The organism is Streptomyces sp. HD, assembly GCF_028369295.1.
Classification (GTDB): Bacteria; Actinomycetota; Actinomycetes; order Streptomycetales; family Streptomycetaceae; genus Streptomyces.
In genome coordinates, this window is sequence record NZ_JAQMYP010000064.1 from 25,615 (window position 1) to 44,445 (window position 18,831).

The window sequence follows — 18,831 nt, forward strand, 5'->3', positions numbered from 1 at the left end:
TCCAACCCATTGGGAGACACCTGTACCGATCGGGTGTCTCTTCGCTGCAAGGAGAGCGTGTGCTCACTGTCGGTGACAAGTTCCCCGAGTTCGAACTGACCGCCTGCGTCTCGCTGGAGAAGGGCAAGGAGTTCGAGACGATCAACCACAAGACCTACGAGGGTCAGTGGAAGATCGTCTTCGCCTGGCCGAAGGACTTCACCTTCGTCTGCCCGACCGAGATCGCGGCCTTCGGCAAGCTGAACGAGGAGTTCGCCGACCGTGACGCGCAGGTGCTCGGCTTCTCCGGTGACTCGGAGTTCGTGCACCACGCCTGGCGCAAGGACCACGACGACCTGCGCGACCTGCCGTTCCCGATGATGGCCGACTCCAAGCACGAGCTGATGCGCGACCTCGGCATCGAGGGCGAGGACGGCTTCGCCAAGCGTGCCGTGTTCATCGTCGACCAGAACAATGAGATCCAGTTCTCCATGGTGACCGCCGGCTCCGTCGGCCGTAACCCCAAGGAGGTCCTGCGGGTCCTGGACGCCCTGCAGACGGACGAGCTGTGCCCGTGCAACTGGAGCAAGGGCGAGGACACCCTGGACCCGGTCAAGCTGCTCGCGGGAGAGTGACCCACATGTCCCTCGACTCCCTCAAGTCCCGCATACCGGACTACGCCAAGGACCTGAAGCTCAACCTGGGCTCGGTCATCGGCAACTCGGACCTCCCGGCGCAGCAGCTGTGGGGCACGGTGCTGGCCACCGCGATCGCCGCACGCTCCCCGATCGTGCTGCGCGAGCTGGCGCCGGAGGCGAAGGCGAACCTCTCGCCCGAGGCGTACACCGCGGCGAAGTCCGCGGCCGCCGTGATGGCGATGAACAACGTCTTCTACCGGACCCGGCATCTGCTGTCCGACCACGAGTACGGCAACCTGCGCGCCGGGCTCCGGATGAACGTCATCGGCAACCCCGGTGTCGACAAGGTCGACTTCGAGCTGTGGTCCTTCGCGGTGTCCGCCATCAACGGCTGCGGGCTGTGCCTCGACTCGCACGAGCAGGTGCTGCGCAAGGCGGGCGTGGACCGCGAGACGATCCAGGAGGCGTTCAAGATCGCGTCCGTGATCCAGGCGGTCGGCGTCACCCTCGACGCGGAGGCGGTGCTGGCCCAGCCGGCCGAGTAGCCCGCCACGACAGGACAACGGCCCCTGCCCACCCACCGGTGGACAGGGGCCGTTGTGCCGTTGTCCTGTTACATGACATTCACCACTCGCCCCAGCCCGGATCGGAACCAAGAGTGACCGGACGGTCGAAGATTGCCCGGTTCTTCCCGTTGTTGGAGGAAGGTCCGCCCACAAGGAGTCATGACGGAACGACATGTTCCGTTTGCGCGCAAAAATCCTCTTGGACAGTGGGAGAGGGGATTTGATTGGGTTCCGGTGACTACCGTTACATCCAGCCCCCCCCTGCCACTTGACCAAGGTTCCCGGGGGGGGCGGATGAATGCTTTCTCTGGGGGGATCTCATGTCCGTGCGCAGCCGCTTTTCCGCGAGAACCGCGCTTGCCGCAGCCGCGGCCACCGTGGCCATACTCGGTCTGACCACTCCGCAGGTCGCCGCAGCCGACCAGCCCGTTGCCAGCGTTTCGGCCAAGGCCGACAAGAACACGAAGGCGATCGCGGCGGCCAAGCCCCGCTCCGTCGCCCGTGCCGGGAACGTCTGCGGCACCGGATACAAGCTCTACAAGGCAGAGCAACTGCCCGACTCAAGGCGCTTCGCGACTCTCTTCGTCTACGTCAAGGGAGACAACCCCGCGAGCAACAACGCACCCACGTGCGCCATCCTCGACAACAATCTGGGCAGCGCGAAGTGGATGAAGATCACGCTCTGCTCGAACTGGAGCGAGGACGGCTGCGCGAGTGACTCGGGCGTCTTCAGCCAGTACGCGGGGCCCGTCTACCGCGCCCGCGGCGGTTGCGGCACGGTCACCGCGTTGATGAAGAACTCCACGAGCGACAGCGTGTACATCGTCAACCGCAAGACGGACTCGACGAACTGCAACTAGGCAGCGCCGAAAGAGCCGTAATCCCAGGACTCCATGTCATCTCACGGCGTGGAGTCCTGCCAATTCCGCGTGCTCGCACACTCCGGTTCTGCGTGCCCGCACACTCAACCGAACACGGGGAAGACTTCCTTGAGTCTCAAGAGACGAACGCGCGCGCCGCTTGTGGCCGTAGTGGCCTGCGCCGCCCTGACCGGCGGTCTGCTCCAGGCCGCGCCCGCCGTCGCCGCACCGAACCCGCACCCCTCCACCCGCCCCGCCACACCGCCGGCGCCTTCCGGCCAGGTGAAGGATCCGGGCAAGAAGCTCGGCAAGGGCTGGAAGACCAGTCCCGACCGTGCGGTCACCGCCGCCGCTGATGCGAACGGTCTGCGCATCCTCGTCGCCGACAGCGGCAAGGCGTACACGTGGAGGACCGCCGCCGTCCTGTCGGAGCCGGGCATGCCCGCGGATTCGTGGATCGGCAACCAGTGCCTGATGGACCACGATCACGCGGCCGTCGTCTACGCACCGCGCAGTTTCACGAACAAGCCCGACCTGATGCAGGGCGGCGCCTTCACCGCCATCGTCGATCTGACGACCGGCCATGTGAAGAAGCTGCCGTTCAACGGGTCGTTGGCCTACTTCGACCCGTCCTGCAACACCACCACGCACACAGCCGCGTTCACCGCCTTCCGGGACATGAACGATCCCACGGCGACGCGGACTCGCGTCATCACCGTGGGCGTGGACGGCAGGACCTCGGGTACGGCCGCCGCGAAGGGCGAGATCACCAGCGCGGTTCCGGTCAAGGACGGCACGGTGGCCGCGCTCGGCAGCCGCCTCGTCCACCTCGACCGCTCCGGCAAGGTGAAGAACCTCGCGGACGCGGACGGTGCCCCGTTCGACATCCGGCCCGCCGCCGACGGCACGATCGGCTTCGTCGTCCGCAAGGGCGACTCCGCGGCGCACGCCAAGCTGTTCACCGGCAGCGGCAAGCCGAAGACCCTCGCCTCGGCCAAGCTCGGCGACCTCGACCTCGTGCAGGGCGAGGCGGGCAGGGTCTTCCTCACCGGCCACCCCAAGGGCTCCCCCGCCACCGCGGGAACCGGCGTCACGCGCCTCAACGCCCCGGCCGGCACCGATGTGTCCTCGCACGGCCGTCTCGCGATCGAGCCGGTCCTCACGCCTGGTGTGCACGCCGGCCTGGCGCACATCAAGGGCGCGGGCAAGGGCTTCACGAAGTCCGGGGAACCCGCCTCGCAGACGGCGACGCCCGCCGACGACGGCGACAAGCCCGTGACGGTCACCAGCATCGCCACCACCACCGGGACCAAGCTGACGCAGAGCGTGCAGCAGGCGGCCGGCGACGGCTCGGGGAACAATCCCTCCCCGGTCCTCCCCAAGGCCGCCGGGACGCACCGGTCGAAGGGCTCCTCCTCGAAGGCGGGCCTGACCGTGAGCCCCCCGACCGACGACGACCGCTGGTGCGCCGTGTCCCGCAACGACGTCAAGGTGCAGGCGCTGCAGCCGACCTCGAATCAGGTCGAATGGGCCGTCGACATGGCCGTGCGGGGCAACCTGCGCTCCAACTACATCCGGCAGGGCGGATACCGCTCCCAGGCCGGCCTGGGCACCATCGACCCGCAGGGCCTGTTCCCGCCGCCGACACTGACAGGCGACGCCAAGGCCAGGATCCCCGCCAACGTGCTCCTCGGCATCATGGCCCAGGAGTCCAACCTGTGGCAGGCCGAGGGCGGTTCGGTCCCCGGCCAGATGGGCAACCCGCTGGCAGCCGTGGACGGCTACTACGGCCACAAGGCCGACCCCAACGACCCGGCCGCCTACTGGCAGATCAACTGGGACAAGTCCGACTGCGGCTACGGCGTCGGCCAGGTGACCGACGGCATGCGGCTGGCCGGTCACGAGAAGGTGGACGCCAACGGGAACAAGGAGAAGTTGCTCGACCCGGCCCTGCAGAAGCTGGTCGCGGTCGACTACGCGTCGAACATCGCCGCCTCCATGAAGATCCTCGCCGACAAGTGGAACGAGGTCCACAAGGCCGGCCAGAAGATCACCGTCAACAACGACGATCCGTCCAAGGTCGAGAACTGGTTCACCGCCGTGTGGAACTACAACCTCGGCTTCAACCCTCCGTCGGAGGCCTCGAAGCACGACGGGCACTGGGGTCTGGGCTGGTACAACAACCCGGCCAACCCCATCTACGCCAAGGGCTGGGGCCATCCGTTCATGAACACCGACGTCGACCCGTACGCCGTCAAGGACGCCGCGCATCCGCAGGACTGGCCGTACGAGTTGAAGGTGATGGGCTGGGCCGCCTGGTCCATCGACACCGGCTTCTCCTACGCCACCTCCGGCAGGCAGGACTGGCCCGGCGAGTCCGGCTTCTCCTCGGCCGGCTTCCGTCCCGCCTACTGGAACGGGACGGACCAGCCCTACCTGTACGAAGGCAGCGCGCGATACAACCGGGTGCACGTCGCGCCGCCGCTCGACGCGTTCTGCAACTCCAAGAACAACTGCAACCCGAACACGCCGCCGGACTGCCCGGACGCCGCGTGCTACGCCAAGTACTGGTGGAACCAGCCCAACGTGACCTGGAAGGACGACTGCGCCAGCACCTGCGGCTTCGAGAACATCAAGTACCAGACGCTGGTGTCGGAGCCGGGACGCGGCACCCGCCTGCAGAACGGTACGCCGGTGTGCTCCGGCGCTCCGGCCGGTTCCAAGGTCGTCGCCTCCCTCCCGAACGGAACGCCGACCTGGAGTGACCAGAGCGGCTGCGCGACGATCTCGTCCGCAGGAAGTTTCCAGTTCTCGTTCAACCCCGGCACGGAAGGCCGTTACCAAGCGAAGGCCGACCTGCACTCGGTGGGCGGCGGCTACGGCGGCCACTACTGGTGGACCCACACCCGCGACGCCGACCACTTCGGTGGCGACAACGGCTACATGACCATCAAGGGCACCTGGACCCTCGGCCAGAGCCTCAACTGGGCGCGCGTTCTGGTGCACCTTCCCGACACCGGCGCCCAGACCCGGCAGGCCAGGTACAACGTGCTGGGCTCGGACAGCCTCCACTCCCAGCGGGTCGTGCTCCAGCGCGCGGGCGGATGGGTCAGCCTGGGCGCGTTCCACTTCACCGGCACCCCGAAGGTCGAGCTGTCGAACACGACCAAGGTCGGAACCGCGGACGAGGACATCGCCTGGGACGCGGTCGCCTTCCAGCCTCTTTCGGGCAAGCCGGCCAACTCCGTCGTCGCGATGGGGGACTCCTACTCCTCGGGTGAAGGGGCGACCGGGGAGAACGGCAAGGACCTGTACGAGGAGACCGACCACAACGACAAGCAGAACAAGAACGCAATCGACAAGTGCCACCGCTCCAAGCTGGCCTGGTCGAGGCAGGCGACGCTTCCGGGGTACTCCAGCTCCATCGGGGCCATGGCCGACAGCCTTGACCCGCAGATGGACTACCACTTCGTGGCCTGCTCCGGAGCTCGCACCTTCGACATGCTCAAGGACGGCCAGTCCGGCGAGGTGGCACAGCTCGACACCGGGTACCTGGACCAGAACACCACCCTGGTGACGCTCAGCATCGGCGGCAACGACGCCCGCTTCAGCGACATCATGAAGAAGTGCGTCGACCTGGCCGACCCGCAGCTGTCCACGTGCCCGTCCACGGAGCTGGACAACCTCGATCCCGCAACCGGCGACACGAAGCCCGGCACGACCGGTGACCTGAAGGACTGGGCGCCGAAGTGGCTGCACGACGCCGTGCGCCCGCAGATCGTCAAGACGCTCAACGCCATTCACGGCCTGGCCCCGAAGGCGAAGGTGGTCCTCATGGGCTACCCGCGCCTGATCGAGAAGGACCACAGCTGTCTTCCCGGTGCGTACGAAACCGTCGAGAACGACTGGGTGCGCTCGCTGGCCGACAATCTCGCGACCGAGATGAAGGGTGCCACCCAGGACGCCGGATCGTGGGTGGTCTTCTCCGACCCGCGGGACCGGTTCGACGGCAAGGCGGCCTGCGGCAGTCCGGAGACCATCAACGCCATCGTGGAGAACGGGCGGGAGAAGGCGGACGAGGAGTTCCCGAATGCGTCCATGCAGTCCTTCCACCCCAAGATCGCGGGGGCTCGCCTCTACGCGGACAACCTGGAGCAGACGCTTCGGGGCATGTGACACATAGCTGATCCCGGGGGCCTGAGTATCCGTACTCAGGCCCCCGGCCATCGTTTAGGGAAGGCTGCAGGCATGAACACCCCCCGCACGGAACCACGGCCCGTGCTGCCCCGTGTGTCGGGCGCGGCCGCCACGGGCGCGGTTCTGGCCACCGGCGCCGGGACCTACCTGTCGTGGGTCAGGCAGTACGACGACCGGGTATGCGCGACCACCGCCAGCATCTGCATCACCTGGAGGGGTGTGTCAGCCATCCCCCTCACCATGACCATCGCCGTGATCGTCCTGACCGTCGTCTACAAGCGGCTGGGCATCAGGCCACGGCTCGCCGTCATCCCCCCGACCTTCCTGCTCGCGCCGCTCCCTCTGGCCGCCGCGCAGTCGGCGGCAGGCTGGTGGGCCGTCCCCCTCGCGGGCGCGGCCTGGGCCGGCTCCCTCGCGCTCGCCGCTTGGAGCCGCTACCGGATCCCGGGGGTCACGGCTTCAGGCGTTCTGCTGCTCGCCTCTCTCATCGTCCTCTACCGCTGAGGACGCGCCGGCCGCGGCGCTGTGCACGGTGGCTTCGGCCTGCGGCGCGGCCTGGTCCTCGGCCGTTTCCTGCGCCGCTTCCTGGGAGTACTGGCGCAGATACCCCACCACCGTGTTCGTCACCGCGACCAGTGGTACGGCCACCACCGCGCCGCCGATTCCGGCCACCATGGCGCCGGCCGCCACCGTGAGGACCACCGCGAGCGGGTGCACGCGCACCGCGCGGCCCAGGATGAACGGCTGCAGGACATGGCCCTCGATCTGCTGGACCGCGAGGACGACCACGAGGGTCATGACCGCCGTGAAGATGCCCTGCGTCACCAGCGCCACGACCACGGCGAGGGCGCCGGAGGCCACCGCTCCGACGAGCGGGATGAAGGAGAACAGGAAGATGAAGACGGCCAGCGGGACGGCCATCGGGACGTCGAGGAAGTAGATGCCGATGCCGATGAAGACGGCGTCGATCAGGGCGACGAGGACTGTGCCGCGCACATACGCCGTGAGGGTCGCCCACGCGCGCGGGCCGGCGCCGGCGACGCCCGGGCGGGCCGCGGCCGGCACGAGCTTCAGCGTCCACTCCCAGATGCGCTTGCCGTCGTAGAGCAGGAAGAGGGTCGAGAAGGCCGCCAGCAGGATGCCGGTGAGGGTCTCGACGACGACCGTGACGCCTTCGAGGCCCGCTGAGGTGATCTCGTCGGTGTTGGCGCCGATCGCCTCCCGGAGGTTCTCGGCGATGTCGTTGATCTGCTTGTCGGTGACGTGGAAGGGGCTGTTGAGCAGCCACTTGCGCAGCTCGTCGATGCCGTCCTGGACCTGGTCGGAGAGGTTGTCGATGTTCTCCATGACCTGCCAGGTCACGAACCAGCCCATCAGCCCGATGACGACGAACCCGAGGATCGCGGTCAGGGCGGTCGCGGGCCCGCGCGGCACCCGGCGCCGCATCAGCCAGGCCACCGAGGGCTGCATCAGCGCGGTGAGGAGGAGAGCGATGACGAACGCCAGCACCACAAGCTGTACGGCGCTGATGACCCGCATCAGCACCCAGAGCGTGCCGGCCAGCACCAGCAGCCGCCAGCCGGCCTCCGCCGCGACCCGTACGCCCCACGGGACGACCTGCGTGGGATCGGGGCGGGGCGGCGGCGCCGCGGGCGCGTAGGCGGGAGGCCGCGGGACGTGGTCGGCGGGCGGCGGGGGCGGGTCGGCGGGGGCGGACTTGACGGACTCGGCGGACTCGGCGGACTCAAGCGTGGCGGTGGCGGACCGCCGCACCGGTTGAAAGTCGGCGCTCTCCCGCTCCACCTCGGCTCGGCGCTCGTCCAGCCGTTCACTCATCTCGGTCAGTCCGGCTCCGAGCCGGCCGAGCCACCCTGGCACTCGCGCCATGATCCGTCCTCTTCCCCCGTCTCTCCTCACCACTCCCCCCGGAGTCGTCCGTCCGACCGTACATGCCCGGGGGCCCGGAAGCGCGATTGCCCCTCACCAAAGGACGGTGAGGGGCAACGCAGGGTTGAGAGCCGCGCCCCAAAGGGGCGCGGGGCTGTACTGAATATGCGGCTCCGCCGCGCGGGCGCGACCAGCCACGACGGCGCCGCAGACAACAAACGACGTATCGCGGCTGAACCCGCGGAGCGCCTAGTACCAGTGGTTGGCCTGCCAGAACGACCAGGCCCCGCAGGGGCTGTGGTACCGGTCGTTCATGTAGTTGAGGCCCCACTTGATCTGGGTGGCCGGGTTCGTCTGCCAGTCGGAGCCGGCGGACGAGTACTTGCCGGCGGGCAGGGCCTGGAAGAGACCGTAGGCACCCGACGAGGCGTTGACCGCCTGGTAGTTCCAGCTGGACTCGTGGTCCACGATGTTGCTGAAGCACTGGAACTGGTCGGCCGGCACCATCTGGCGTGCCATCGCCTGGATCTGCGCGACGGTGTACGAGCTCTGGATCGGGAAGTCGGCGGAGGAGGACCGGGAGGCCTTCGTCTCGGCCTCTTCGCGCTCCTTGGCTTCCTTTGCCGCCTTCTCGGCGGCCTTCTGCTTGTCGATCGCCATCTGGGCGGCTGCCTTACGGGCCGCTTCCTCGGCGTCCTTCTTGGCGCTCGCGTCCGCGGCGATGGCCTGGACATCAGCCTGAGCCGACATGGACTCGATCTGCACCTGGGCCTGCTGGCCCGCGGGTATGTCCGCGAGAAGCGTCGAATCGGCAGCCGTCGCCTCGGCGTCGTTGTTCTGCGCGGTGCTGCCCGAGGCAACGCCGACGACGCTTCCGACAGCGGTGACCGCGGTGGCAGAGGCCACTGCGAATCCCCTGACCGAAATCGGACTCACACGGTTTCCTTCCAGCATCGTCCGCTTCGGTGACCCTGGCGGACGCAATCGTGCCCCTGGCTCTGGCCTCCCAACTGCGGGGTCACGGGAGGCACGGACCCGGTGGGCAACTCCCGTGAAGGGAGCGCCGCGTGGTGACTCGGGCGGCATACGACGGCGCTATGCAGTTGATTGTGGTGCTGCTGTGGTTCCGTACCGCTGGGGGTACAGGTGTGTCGTATGCGGGGCCTGACAGGAGTGAGACTCTGCCGCACCCGGACGCCGCAAGGCAATTCCGTGTTGCGTGTGAAAGCTCACACCTCGTTTGTCCCTGGGGTTTTCCGGAAAGCCGCACACGCCGAGGCGCCGCCCGGATAGGCTCTCGGCCTTTCCGAACGGCGCCAACCAACGAGTAGCTATCCCAAGTTGGGCACTTGGGTCAGATTTGCCCGTCCTCCAGCATTTCGGTCACAAGGGCGGCGATCTGGGACCTCTCGGACCGCGTCAGCGTGACATGGGCGAAGAGCGGATGCCCCTTCAGCTTCTCCACGACGGCGACGACACCGTCATAGCGCCCGACCCGCAGATTGTCCCGCTGGGCCACGTCATGGGTGAGAACCACCCGTGAATTGGCGCCAATTCGGGACAGAACGGTAAGAAGCACATTCCGTTCCAGCGACTGCGCCTCGTCCACGATCACGAACGCGTCGTGCAGCGAGCGTCCGCGGATATGGGTGAGGGGCAGCACCTCCAGCATGCCGCGCGCGGTGACCTCTTCGATGACCTCGCGGCTGGTGACCGCGGACAGCGTGTCGAAGACGGCCTGCGCCCAGGGGCTCATCTTCTCGGCCTCGGAGCCGGGCAGATAGCCGAGCTCCTGCCCGCCCACCGCGTACAGCGGCCGGAAGACCATCACCTTCTGGTGCTGACGGCGCTCAAGCACGGCCTCCAGACCCGCGCACAGCGCCAGCGCCGACTTGCCGGTGCCGGCCCGGCCGCCCATGGACACGATCCCGACGTCCGGGTCGAGCAGCAGGTCGAGCGCGATCCGCTGCTCGGCACTGCGTCCCTTGATACCGAACGCCTCCCGATCGCCGCGCACCACCCGGACGTTGCCCTCGGGCGTGACCCGGCCCAGCGCCTTGCCGCGCTCGGAGTGGATCGTCAGTCCGGTGTGCACGGGCAGGTCGGCGACCTCGGGGACGTAGACATGGCCTTCCTCGAAGAGGATGTCCACCTGTTCGCCCGGCAGGGTCAGTTCGGACATTCCGGTCCAGCCGGAGGAGTCCGTGATGGCGAGCTCGGCGCGGTACTCCTCGGCGAGGAGGCCGACGGACGAGGCCTTGATCCTGAGCGGGAGGTCCTTCGACACGACGGTGACGTCGAGTCCCTCGGCCTGCAGATTGCGGGCGACCGCGAGGATGCGGGAGTCGTTGTCCCCCAGGCGGTAGCCGGTCGGCAGAACGCTGGGGTCCGAGTGGTTGAGCTCGACACGGACGGTCCCGCCGAGTTCCCCGATCGGAATGGGGGCATCGAGACGGCCATGCCGCACCCGGAACTCGTCGAGCAGGCGCAGCGCCTGCCGGGCGAAGTAGCCGAGTTCGGGATGGTGCCGCTTGGCCTCCAGTTCCGTCACCACGACGATGGGGAGCACGACCTCGTGCTCGTCGAAGCGGTTCAGGGCGTTCGGGTCGGCCAGCAGGACGCTGGTGTCGAGAACGTAGGTGCGCCGGTCTGGCTTGTGGCGCTTTGTGCTGGTCACCACGGAAGGACGTACCCCCTCGGATGAGGTCGGGGAGCGACGGAGTGGAGCTGGACCGGTCGTCGGCCGCCCTGCACGCCTGGCACGGGCCGAAAACCGGCCCTCCACTGCTTCTTCCGTGCCGTGACCGCACGGTCGAGCTGGTGCAAAGGGCCTCCCGGGCGGACGGCTCCGGCGCCGCCCACTGAGATACGACACCCGTGGTTCGGGTGTCGACCTGCTTGGCTTATGCCCTCGAACATGCGCCGCCATGCCAGCGCATATGACGGCGCCCCGGTGAACTCCTTGTTACTTGTGTCCCAATGAGGGTGACTTTTGTCTCGCCGAAATACGGCGATCAGCTGGCCGAAACAGGCTCAGCCGCCGTAACGCCGGTGCCGGGCCGCGTAGTCGCGCAGGGCCCGAAGGAAGTCGACCTTGCGGAAGGCCGGCCAGAAAACCTCGCAGAAGTAGTACTCGGAGTGGGCCGTCTGCCAGAGCATGAATCCGGACAGCCGCTGCTCGCCGCTGGTGCGGATCACGAGGTCGGGATCGGGCTGGTCACCGGTGTAGAGGTGGCTGCCGATCAGGTCGACGCTGACGGACTCGGCGAGGTCCTCCATCGAGGTGCCCTTGTCGTGGGCGTCGACGATCATCGAGCGCACGGCGTCGGCGATCTCCTGGCGGCCGCCGTAGCCGATGGCGACATTGACCAGTATTCCGTCGACCTGCGCGGTGGTCTCCTCGGCCTCCTTGAGGGTGGTCTGCATCCCGGCGGGCAGCAGGTCGGGCGTGCCGACGTGGTGCACCCGCCAGCGGCCGTCCGCGGCCAGGGAGCGGACGACGTCCTCGATGATCCCGAGGAGCGGGCCGAGTTCGTCCTGCGGCCGGTCGAAGTTGTCGGTCGACAGCAGCCAGAGGGTGACGACCTCGACGTCCGTCTCGGTGCACCAGCCGAGGAACTCCTCGATCTTCTCGGCACCGGCCCGGTGACCGTGCACCGTGGAGGAGCCCGCCGCCTTTGCCCAGCGCCGGTTGCCATCCATGATCACGCCGATGTGCTTGGGCACCTGAGCGTGGTCCAGGTGGCCCTCCACCCGGCGTGCGTACAGCCTGACCAGCAGGCCACGCAGCTTGTCGCGCAGGTTCACGTGATTGTCAGCCCCTCCGTACGGATCGGACAGGCGCGGCCCCGGCACGGTCGCGGTGGTCGCGATGAACGGTGCGCGGCGATGGTCGCGGCGCGGTCGAGGGCGGTCCCTGTCCGTATGGCGGTCCCCGGAGGCGAAGCCTACCCCTGTCGCGCCCTGGCCCCGCCAACGGGTGTCAGGCATACGGATGGTTCGGTACGGCTCCGGGGCGCGGCCGGCGGAACCACGCGGAGGCGGCGCCCTGGCTCAGCAGCACGACGAGGGCGATGGCCCCGGCGAGCGCGATGGCGCCGCCCAGCGCGACGGGGGCGCCCGCGACGCGGTTCGCCAGCGAGCCCAGCCCGAGGACGATCTGCACGCTCGCCAGCACGATGGAGGCGATGCGGACACCGTTGCCGGCCTTCGGATACCGGAAGGCCAGGACGAACAGCGGAACGGTCAGCAGGAACGAGGAGAAGAACTGCCCGGAGGCCCGGGCACCGGAGACGGCCGCCACGAGGAAGGTGAACAGCAGCCCCGCACCGGCCATCACCCAGATCACGATCTGAGCGGCGCGCACCGGGCCGGGCATGGTGTGGGGCGGCGCCGGGGCGTAGGGGTAGGGGTGGCCGTACGGCGGTGGCTGGCCGTACGGGGACGGTTGGCCGTAGGAGGGTGGGTGGCCGTAGGGGGTGGCGGGCTGTGGGTACGGGGGTTGTTGGGCGTACGGGGGTGGCGGGCCGTACGGAGGTGGTGGGCCGTACGAGTCACTTGGACCGTTGGGATCACTTGGACCGTTGGGATCGCTCGGGCTGTTGGGATCATGCGGACCCGGCGAAATCGGATGATCGTTCGACATGGGCCGGACTCTAGTGCGGCGCGGCTCCGTCGCGGCCGGACTTCGGCGCGGCTCCGTCGCGGCCGGACTTCGGCGCGGCGGGTTCCGGTGCGGCCGGGCTCCGATCCGTGGGTGAAGACCGGCCGCGGATCGGGGCGCCTATCGGGGCACAAAAAAACGGGCCGGTCCGTGGGGGGGAGACGGACCGGCCCGAGGGGGGGTTTCCACCATAACCCTTCGTAAGTGATGCTGCGCGCATCGGCGTGCCACAACTACTCTCCGAAATCGCTCGGCGACGGGCCGGTGGCCATGAGAGGGCCTCTTCGTGGCGGAATCACGGCCCCGCCGACGCGGATTCCCTGGGGAAACGGGTGGGATGCGGCCGGATCCGGAGGATTTGGCGCACCTTGGAGCCCTGCGCGACGACTTGTCCGCGCTTCCCTCCCCCGGGTGACCCCGACCGCGAACGCCCGCTTGACGGCGCACATGACTTCGCGGGGCGGACGGGGATTCGACGCGATGCGCGTCCAGCAGGGGCGCAAACAGGCGCACGGCACCGCGCAGCCCCCTCCACCGCGCGGTGCCGCCGCGCAGCTTTGCTTACGCGAATTACCTTGGTCTGAACTTACGTGAGGAGTGGAGGGAAAGCGAGTCGGCCGTCATAACAATGTGGAGAAGGTGAGGGTTCCTTTGATGCGCAGGAGCCGAAGGGCGTTCGCGCCTGGATGCACGGTTTGCACGAGGGGACACGGGGCGGCCCGCGGCGGCGCCTGACGGCCCAGGACGACACATGGCGGCGCGCCAAGCGGGGACAGCAAACGGACAGCTTCTGGCCTACATCCGGCCTAACGTCGCCCCATGGCTGTCACTGTCACATGGGACGAGGCGAGCGCACGGCGGCTGGAGCGGCAGTTCCTGGACCGTCCCGCCGAGCGGGGCACGCCGGTCGCCGAGGTGGTCGGGGCGATGCTGGGCGCGCAGGCGCAGGTGCTGTCCGCGGCCGAGGTGTCGGTGGGCGTGCGGGCGACCGGGGTGACACGGGCGGACGTCCGGGCGGCGCTCTGGGACGGGCACACGCTGGTGAAGACGTTCGGCCCACGCGGCACCGTGCATCTGCTGCCCGCCGCAGAACTGCCGCTGTGGTGCGGTGCGCTGAGCGCGATTCCCACGGGGCCGAGCCCGTTTCCGCCGGATGTCCGGGTGACGGAGGAGCAGGCGGAGCAGATCGTCGCGGCGATCGGGGACGCCCTCGACGGGGTCTGTCTGACCGTGGACGAACTGGGTGCGGAGGTGATCGCCCGCACCGGCCCCTGGGCCGGTGACCTGGTGATGCCCGCCTTCCAGGGCATGTGGCCGCGCTGGCGGCAGGTGATGCACCGGGCGGGTCAGTCGGGTGCGCTGTGCTTCGGACCGAATCGGGGGCGGAAGGTGACGTATACGCGCCCGCGGGCGGTCGTTCCGGGGTCGGGGGCTCCCTCGGGCGCCTCGGGCGAGGGGGCGCTCGGGGAGCTGGGATGGCTCGTACGGCGGTATCTGCGGGCATACGGTCCGGCGACGCCGCAGCACTTCGCCAAGTGGCTGGCGGCGCCGACGGGTTGGGCGGTGGGGCTGTTCGGAGAGCTGTCGGAGGCCGGGGAGGTCGAGGAGGTCGCGTTCGAGGGGGCGGCGGCCTGGGTGGCGGCGGGTGACACGCAGTTCCCGGACGGACGGGTGCGTGGCGTACGGCTGCTGCCGTACTTCGACGCGTACGCCATCGCCGCCCAGCCCCGGGAGTCACTGTTCCCCGGTCAGGCGTACCGGCGCGCCCTGGCGGGCGGCCAGGCCGGGAACTATCCGGTCCTCCTGGTCGACGGCGCGGTGACCGGGGTCTGGCACCAGCGCCGCCAGGGGCGTCGTACGACGGTCACGGTGGAGTTGATCGGACGAGGGCTGACGGGGCGGCTGGAGCGGGAGTTGGGCGAGCAGGTGGAGCGGGTGGGGGATGTGCTGGAGGCGAAGGCGGAATTGGTGGTGGGGGAGGTGACGGTGGGGCCGCATGCGTGAGGGGGGCGGGGCCGAGGAGGGGCCGGAGGGCCAGGGGTCCCGGAGGCCGGGGGTCCCGGAGGCCGGGGAGCTCGGAGGGCCGGGGAGCTCGGAGGGCCGGGGAGCTCGGAGGGCCGGTGATCCGGGGATACCAGGGTCGGGAGCCCAGGGGGACCGGGGTCCGAGGATCCCGGAGGCCGGGGGCCTCGGAGGCCGGGGGCCTCGGAGGGCCGGGGGCCTCGGAGGCCGGGGGCCTCGGAGGGCCGGTGATCCGGGGATACCAGGGTCGGGAGCCCAGGGGGGCCGGCGGTCAGAGGACTCCCGGGGGAACGCTCAGACGCTGGGCTTTCGCGCCTCGAAGAGGTGGCGGGTGCTGTGTGCGACGAAGGGGCCGTCGGACTGGATCTGCTCGTGCAGGGTGCGGAGCTGTGGGCGGTATGCCTCGGCGGTGAAGCCGGGGACCATCCACACCACCTTCCGCAGGAAGTGGACGACAGCCGCGATGTCGTAGAACTCGATGCGCAGCCGCTCCGCGCGCAGGTCGACGATGTCGAGCCCGGCGGCCTCGGCGGCGGCGCGCTCGCGGTCGGGATGACGGGCGTTGCTCTGCTCCTCCGGGAGGGGGCCGAGGAAGTACTCGACCAGCTCGAAGACGCTGCGCGGCCCGACGTGCTGGGCGAAGTAGGTGCCGCCGGGCTGGAGGACACGGGCGATCTCGGCCCAGTGCGGGCTGACCGGGTGCCGACTGCCGACCAGGTCGAAGGCGCCGTCGGCGAAGGGCAGCGGGGCGTCCTCGGGCGAGGCGACGACGGCGACGCCGCGCGGGCGGAGGAGAGCGGTGGCCTTGGCGACGTTCGGCGGCCAGCCCTCGGTGGCGACGGTGAGGGGCGGGACCTTCGGCTCGGCACGGCGCAAGGCGAAGTCGAGTACCTCTCCTCCCCCGGTCTGGATGTCGAGGGCGGCGGTGGCGCGGGAGAGCCGCTCGGCGAGGGACGCGGCGTATCCCCAGGAGGGCCGCGCCTCGGTGGCACGCCCCTCGAACCAGGAGAAGTCCCACCCCTCGGTGGGCACGGCGACGCCCTCGGCGACTAGGTCGTCGAAGTCGTCGAAGCTACGGGATTGCTCGTTCACAGTGCCGCCACAGTGCTGCTCAACCTTCAAGAACAAGGAGTACGTATCCGTCCCCGTCGCCGTCCCCGCCCTCGTCCGCGGCGTCACCGTGGTGGAGGGCCTCGGCGCGCCGGAAACCGTGGCGTTCGAGGAGTCGTACCGAGGCGGTGTTGGTGTGGAAGGGGTCGGCGTGGAGGGGGCGGGTCTTTTCGAGTTCGAGGAAGAGACCGAGGGCCTTGGTGCCGATGCCCCTCCCCCAGTACGGCCGCCCGAGCCAGTAGCCGAGGAACCGGCGGTCGTCGTCCCACCAGGACACGATGTTGCCGGCGATTTCCTCCCCGACCAGGACGGTCTGCACGAGGCCCGTCTCGTTCCCGAGCACGCGGGTCCGCCAGTGCTTCATGAAGGCGTCCCGCGGCCGGGGCGTGAACATCGACCGCCGGACGGCTTCCGGATCGTGCTCGAAGGCGAGAAAGGTTTCGAGGTCGGAGTCGAGGACGTCTCGGAGGCGTACGTCGGGGCCGTGGTCGTGGCCCGGCTCGTCAGTCGTGGCGTTCATGGCGCTCATATCGCTCCTGTCGCTCATGCTCAGGAGTCTGGCAGGAGCCACTGACAACGCCGCCGAGCCGACAGTCGCCGTACGGCCTACGGGACCAACGGCCGCACTTCCTCGGCCGCGAACCGCACGAACCCCTCCGGGTCGGGCTCGTCCCCCGTCGGCTGGAGCACCACCGTGTCGGCACCGGCGTCCGCGAGCCGCTGCACGGCCTTCGCGACGGTACCGGCGTCCCCGGCGACACCGAGATCGGGCACGGATCCGAGCCCTTCGGCGTCGAGCTCGGCCTTGAGACGGGCGGCCCCGTCGGGCCCGGTGGCGGTGAGGAGGTAGACGACGACCGGATGCGGCTCGGCACCCGGGCCCGAGCGTCCCGCCGACTCCCGCCCTTCCTCGATGAGCTGCCGTGCCCGCCGTACCCCGTCCGGTGGAGTCGAGGCGGTGAGCAGGGTCCCGTCGGCGGCCTCGCCGGCGAGTCGCAGCGAGCGCGGTCCGGTGGCCCCGGCGATGACGGGCACGGGCTGGGCGGGCGGCCAGTCGAGGGCGACGTCGTCGAGTCGGACGTAACGCCCCTCGGTGGTCACCCGCTCCCCGTTGAGCAGAGCGCGCAGGACGACGAGATGCTCCCGCAGCAGGGTCACCGGCGACTCGACCCGAGCCCCGACCTGCGCCATCCAGTCCTGCACACCGTGCCCGACGGCGAGGATCGGACGGCCCGGGAACATCCGGTGCAGGGTGGCGGCCTCCATGGCGGCGATGGCGACGTTCCGCAACGGGACGGGCAGCAGCCCGATCCCGATCCTGACCCGCTCGGTCCAGGCGAGGGCCGCCGCGGCGGTGGAGACCCCGCCCTCCCGGAAACAGTCCTCCCAGAGCCACAGCTCTTCGAGACCTGTCTCGTCGGCAAGTCGGGCAACGGACCGGAGTCGTTCGGGCGCGAGTTGGGGACGGAAGACTGCGCCGAGTGCGGTCATGGGATCTTTCCTACCCGGGTAGCACTCGGCGGACAACCGGATTTCGGGAGGTGCCCAGAGAGCCTCCCACCCGGGTCGGGCCCACGTCGTCCTTGGCGACGGACTCACCCGTGGATGTGCGCGTCATGCCGCCGCGAACGCCCCCAGCACCACCCCGGTGAACGCTCCCCCGATCATGAACGGCCCCAGCGGAATGGCGGACTTGCGGCCCGCTCGACGCAGGATGACCATCCCTAGGCCGTACATCGCACCGTAAAGGAGCCCGGCGAAGGCACCGACCAAGAGGATCGGCCAGCCGTACCAGCCGAGCGCGGTGCCGAGGGACAGGGCGAGCTTGACGTCGCCGAAGCCCATGCCGGCGGGGTTGATGAGGAACAGAACCAAGTACGTGGCGCCCAGGGCCAGTCCGCCCAGCAGGGCCGTGGGCCAGGAGCCCACGGCGGCGGGCAGTGCGGCCACGACACAGAGCAGCACGAGAGTCGCGGCAGCAAGCGGCAGGGTCAGCACGTCCGGCAGTCGGTGCACCCGGTAGTCGACGAGGGCCAGCAGCACCGCGACGGGCGCTGCCAGGAGCCAGACCGCGACCTCGGGGCGCGGGTCGGTCACCGCGGCGAGGACGGCACAGACGAGAGCGGTCACCGTGGACACGGCGAGCGTGGCCGGACCGTACGGTCCACAAGCCTCGGCGCAGCGTGCCCGGCCCACCCAGCCGCCGAAGGCCCCCGTGATCGGATGTCCGACGGGGCATTCCGCGCTCCAGGGCCGGGCCGAGTCGACCGAGAGGCGGTGGGCGGCACGCGGGAGCAGAAGACCCGCCCCCGCCCCCCATGAGGCAGCCACCAGGATCAGAAGTACCTGCACGCCAGGGACCTTATGACGGGGACGCCGAGCAGAGCATGGGCCCGTGGACCCATGTGGGGCCCATTCCCTTGTCGATAGGGTCGGTCGGCACCGTAGGGGCATGGGACAGCGAGGGGGCCGGACATGGGACGTTGGCGTGACGGGTGGGGCAGGCTGGTGGTGCACGGGGAGTCGGTGTCGGCCACCGTGCCGCTGGAGATCGCCGCCTCGTACCGTGCCCGTACCAAGGGGCTGCTCGGGCGTGACTCCGTCGAGGGGGCGATCCTGCTCTCTCCCGCCAGCAGCGTGCACACCTTCCGTATGCGCATCCCCATCGACGTCGCCTATCTCGACCGCAATTTCGACATCATCGCCGTGCACACCATGAAGCCGGGTCGTCTGGGACTTCCTCGCCTGCGCTCCCGGCATGTCCTGGAGGCCGAGGCGGGGGCCATGGCGGAGTGGGGGTTGCGGGCGGGGGTACGGGTGAGCATCGAGGCGGAGTAGTACGTTCCGGAGCCGGAACCGACCCGCGGGCGCAGGGCCCGGCCATTGGGCCTCTTCGCGCCCGACGCGCC

The 18,831-nt window shown here is 69.5% G+C and carries 16 protein-coding genes; 7 read left to right on the forward strand and 9 right to left on the reverse strand.

Annotation, left to right across the window (positions count from 1 at the left end; genetic code table 11):
• The first annotated feature begins 59 nt into the window (after window positions 1-59).
• The 5 genes from POF73_RS40120 (at window position 60) to POF73_RS40140 (ending at window position 6,744) form a co-directional block, all read left to right on the forward strand.
• A complete protein-coding gene (locus POF73_RS40120; RefSeq protein ID WP_272124337.1) occupies window positions 60-614 on the forward strand; it encodes a peroxiredoxin in 555 nt (184 codons plus the stop codon).
• Window positions 615-619: 5 nt separating this feature from the next.
• The gene (locus POF73_RS40125) at window positions 620-1,162 is read left to right on the forward strand and encodes an alkyl hydroperoxide reductase (RefSeq protein ID WP_272124338.1); all 543 of its coding nucleotides are present in this window, start codon (window positions 620-622) and stop codon (window positions 1,160-1,162) included.
• Between the two features lie 341 nt (window positions 1,163-1,503).
• Window positions 1,504-2,043 carry a hypothetical protein gene (locus POF73_RS40130; protein WP_272124339.1) on the forward strand — a complete coding sequence of 180 codons (540 nt, stop codon included), beginning with the start codon at window positions 1,504-1,506 and terminating at the stop codon, window positions 2,041-2,043.
• Between the two features lie 129 nt (window positions 2,044-2,172).
• Window positions 2,173-6,219 carry a GDSL-type esterase/lipase family protein gene (locus POF73_RS40135; RefSeq protein WP_272124340.1) on the forward strand — a complete coding sequence of 1,349 codons (4,047 nt, stop codon included), beginning with the start codon at window positions 2,173-2,175 and terminating at the stop codon, window positions 6,217-6,219.
• Window positions 6,220-6,291: 72 nt separating this feature from the next.
• On the forward strand, window positions 6,292-6,744 hold the full coding sequence (locus tag POF73_RS40140) for a hypothetical protein (RefSeq protein ID WP_272124341.1): 453 nt from the start codon (window positions 6,292-6,294) through the stop codon (window positions 6,742-6,744).
• Here POF73_RS40140 and POF73_RS40145 read toward each other — a convergent pair.
• The 5 genes from POF73_RS40145 to POF73_RS40165 all read right to left on the reverse strand — a co-directional run bounded on the left by POF73_RS40145 (window position 6,700) and on the right by POF73_RS40165 (window position 12,493).
• The gene (locus POF73_RS40145) at window positions 6,700-8,127 is read right to left on the reverse strand and encodes an AI-2E family transporter (RefSeq protein WP_272124342.1); all 1,428 of its coding nucleotides are present in this window, start codon (window positions 8,125-8,127) and stop codon (window positions 6,700-6,702) included. The two genes, POF73_RS40140 and POF73_RS40145, sit on opposite strands and share 45 nt — an antisense overlap.
• A 249-nt stretch (window positions 8,128-8,376) precedes the next feature.
• Window positions 8,377-9,081, reverse strand: coding sequence for a transglycosylase SLT domain-containing protein (locus POF73_RS40150; protein ID WP_272124343.1), 705 nt, complete (start codon window positions 9,079-9,081; stop codon window positions 8,377-8,379).
• A 400-nt stretch (window positions 9,082-9,481) separates the two neighbouring features.
• Entirely contained in the window at window positions 9,482-10,807 is a 1,326-nt protein-coding gene (locus POF73_RS40155) for a PhoH family protein (RefSeq protein ID WP_272124344.1), read from the reverse strand.
• A 353-nt stretch (window positions 10,808-11,160) separates the two neighbouring features.
• On the reverse strand, window positions 11,161-11,934 hold the full coding sequence (locus tag POF73_RS40160; RefSeq protein ID WP_272124345.1) for an isoprenyl transferase: 774 nt from the start codon (window positions 11,932-11,934) through the stop codon (window positions 11,161-11,163).
• Between the two features lie 175 nt (window positions 11,935-12,109).
• On the reverse strand, window positions 12,110-12,493 hold the full coding sequence (locus POF73_RS40165) for a hypothetical protein (protein WP_272124346.1): 384 nt from the start codon (window positions 12,491-12,493) through the stop codon (window positions 12,110-12,112).
• 1,116 nt (window positions 12,494-13,609) lie between these two features.
• On the opposite strand from POF73_RS40165, the gene POF73_RS40170 reads away from it, so the two are divergent.
• Window positions 13,610-14,794 carry a winged helix DNA-binding domain-containing protein gene (locus POF73_RS40170; RefSeq protein ID WP_272124347.1) on the forward strand — a complete coding sequence of 395 codons (1,185 nt, stop codon included), beginning with the start codon at window positions 13,610-13,612 and terminating at the stop codon, window positions 14,792-14,794.
• A gap of 312 nt (window positions 14,795-15,106) precedes the next feature.
• Here the strand turns inward: POF73_RS40170 and POF73_RS40175 are convergent, their stop codons facing one another.
• The 4 genes from POF73_RS40175 to POF73_RS40190 all read right to left on the reverse strand — a co-directional run bounded on the left by POF73_RS40175 (window position 15,107) and on the right by POF73_RS40190 (window position 18,274).
• Entirely contained in the window at window positions 15,107-15,904 is a 798-nt protein-coding gene (locus POF73_RS40175; RefSeq protein ID WP_272124348.1) for a class I SAM-dependent methyltransferase, read from the reverse strand.
• Between the two features lie 19 nt (window positions 15,905-15,923).
• The gene (locus POF73_RS40180; RefSeq protein WP_272124349.1) at window positions 15,924-16,442 is read right to left on the reverse strand and encodes a GNAT family N-acetyltransferase; all 519 of its coding nucleotides are present in this window, start codon (window positions 16,440-16,442) and stop codon (window positions 15,924-15,926) included.
• Window positions 16,443-16,528: 86 nt separating this feature from the next.
• Entirely contained in the window at window positions 16,529-17,413 is an 885-nt protein-coding gene (locus tag POF73_RS40185; RefSeq protein WP_272124350.1) for an LLM class flavin-dependent oxidoreductase, read from the reverse strand.
• A 123-nt stretch (window positions 17,414-17,536) separates the two neighbouring features.
• Window positions 17,537-18,274: a prepilin peptidase gene (locus tag POF73_RS40190; protein ID WP_272124351.1), complete on the reverse strand. Its 738-nt coding sequence runs from the start codon at window positions 18,272-18,274 to the stop codon at window positions 17,537-17,539.
• Between the two features lie 123 nt (window positions 18,275-18,397).
• Between POF73_RS40190 and POF73_RS40195 the strand changes: the two genes are divergently transcribed.
• On the forward strand, window positions 18,398-18,760 hold the full coding sequence (locus POF73_RS40195) for a DUF192 domain-containing protein (RefSeq protein ID WP_272124352.1): 363 nt from the start codon (window positions 18,398-18,400) through the stop codon (window positions 18,758-18,760).
• Window positions 18,761-18,831: the final 71 nt, after the last annotated feature.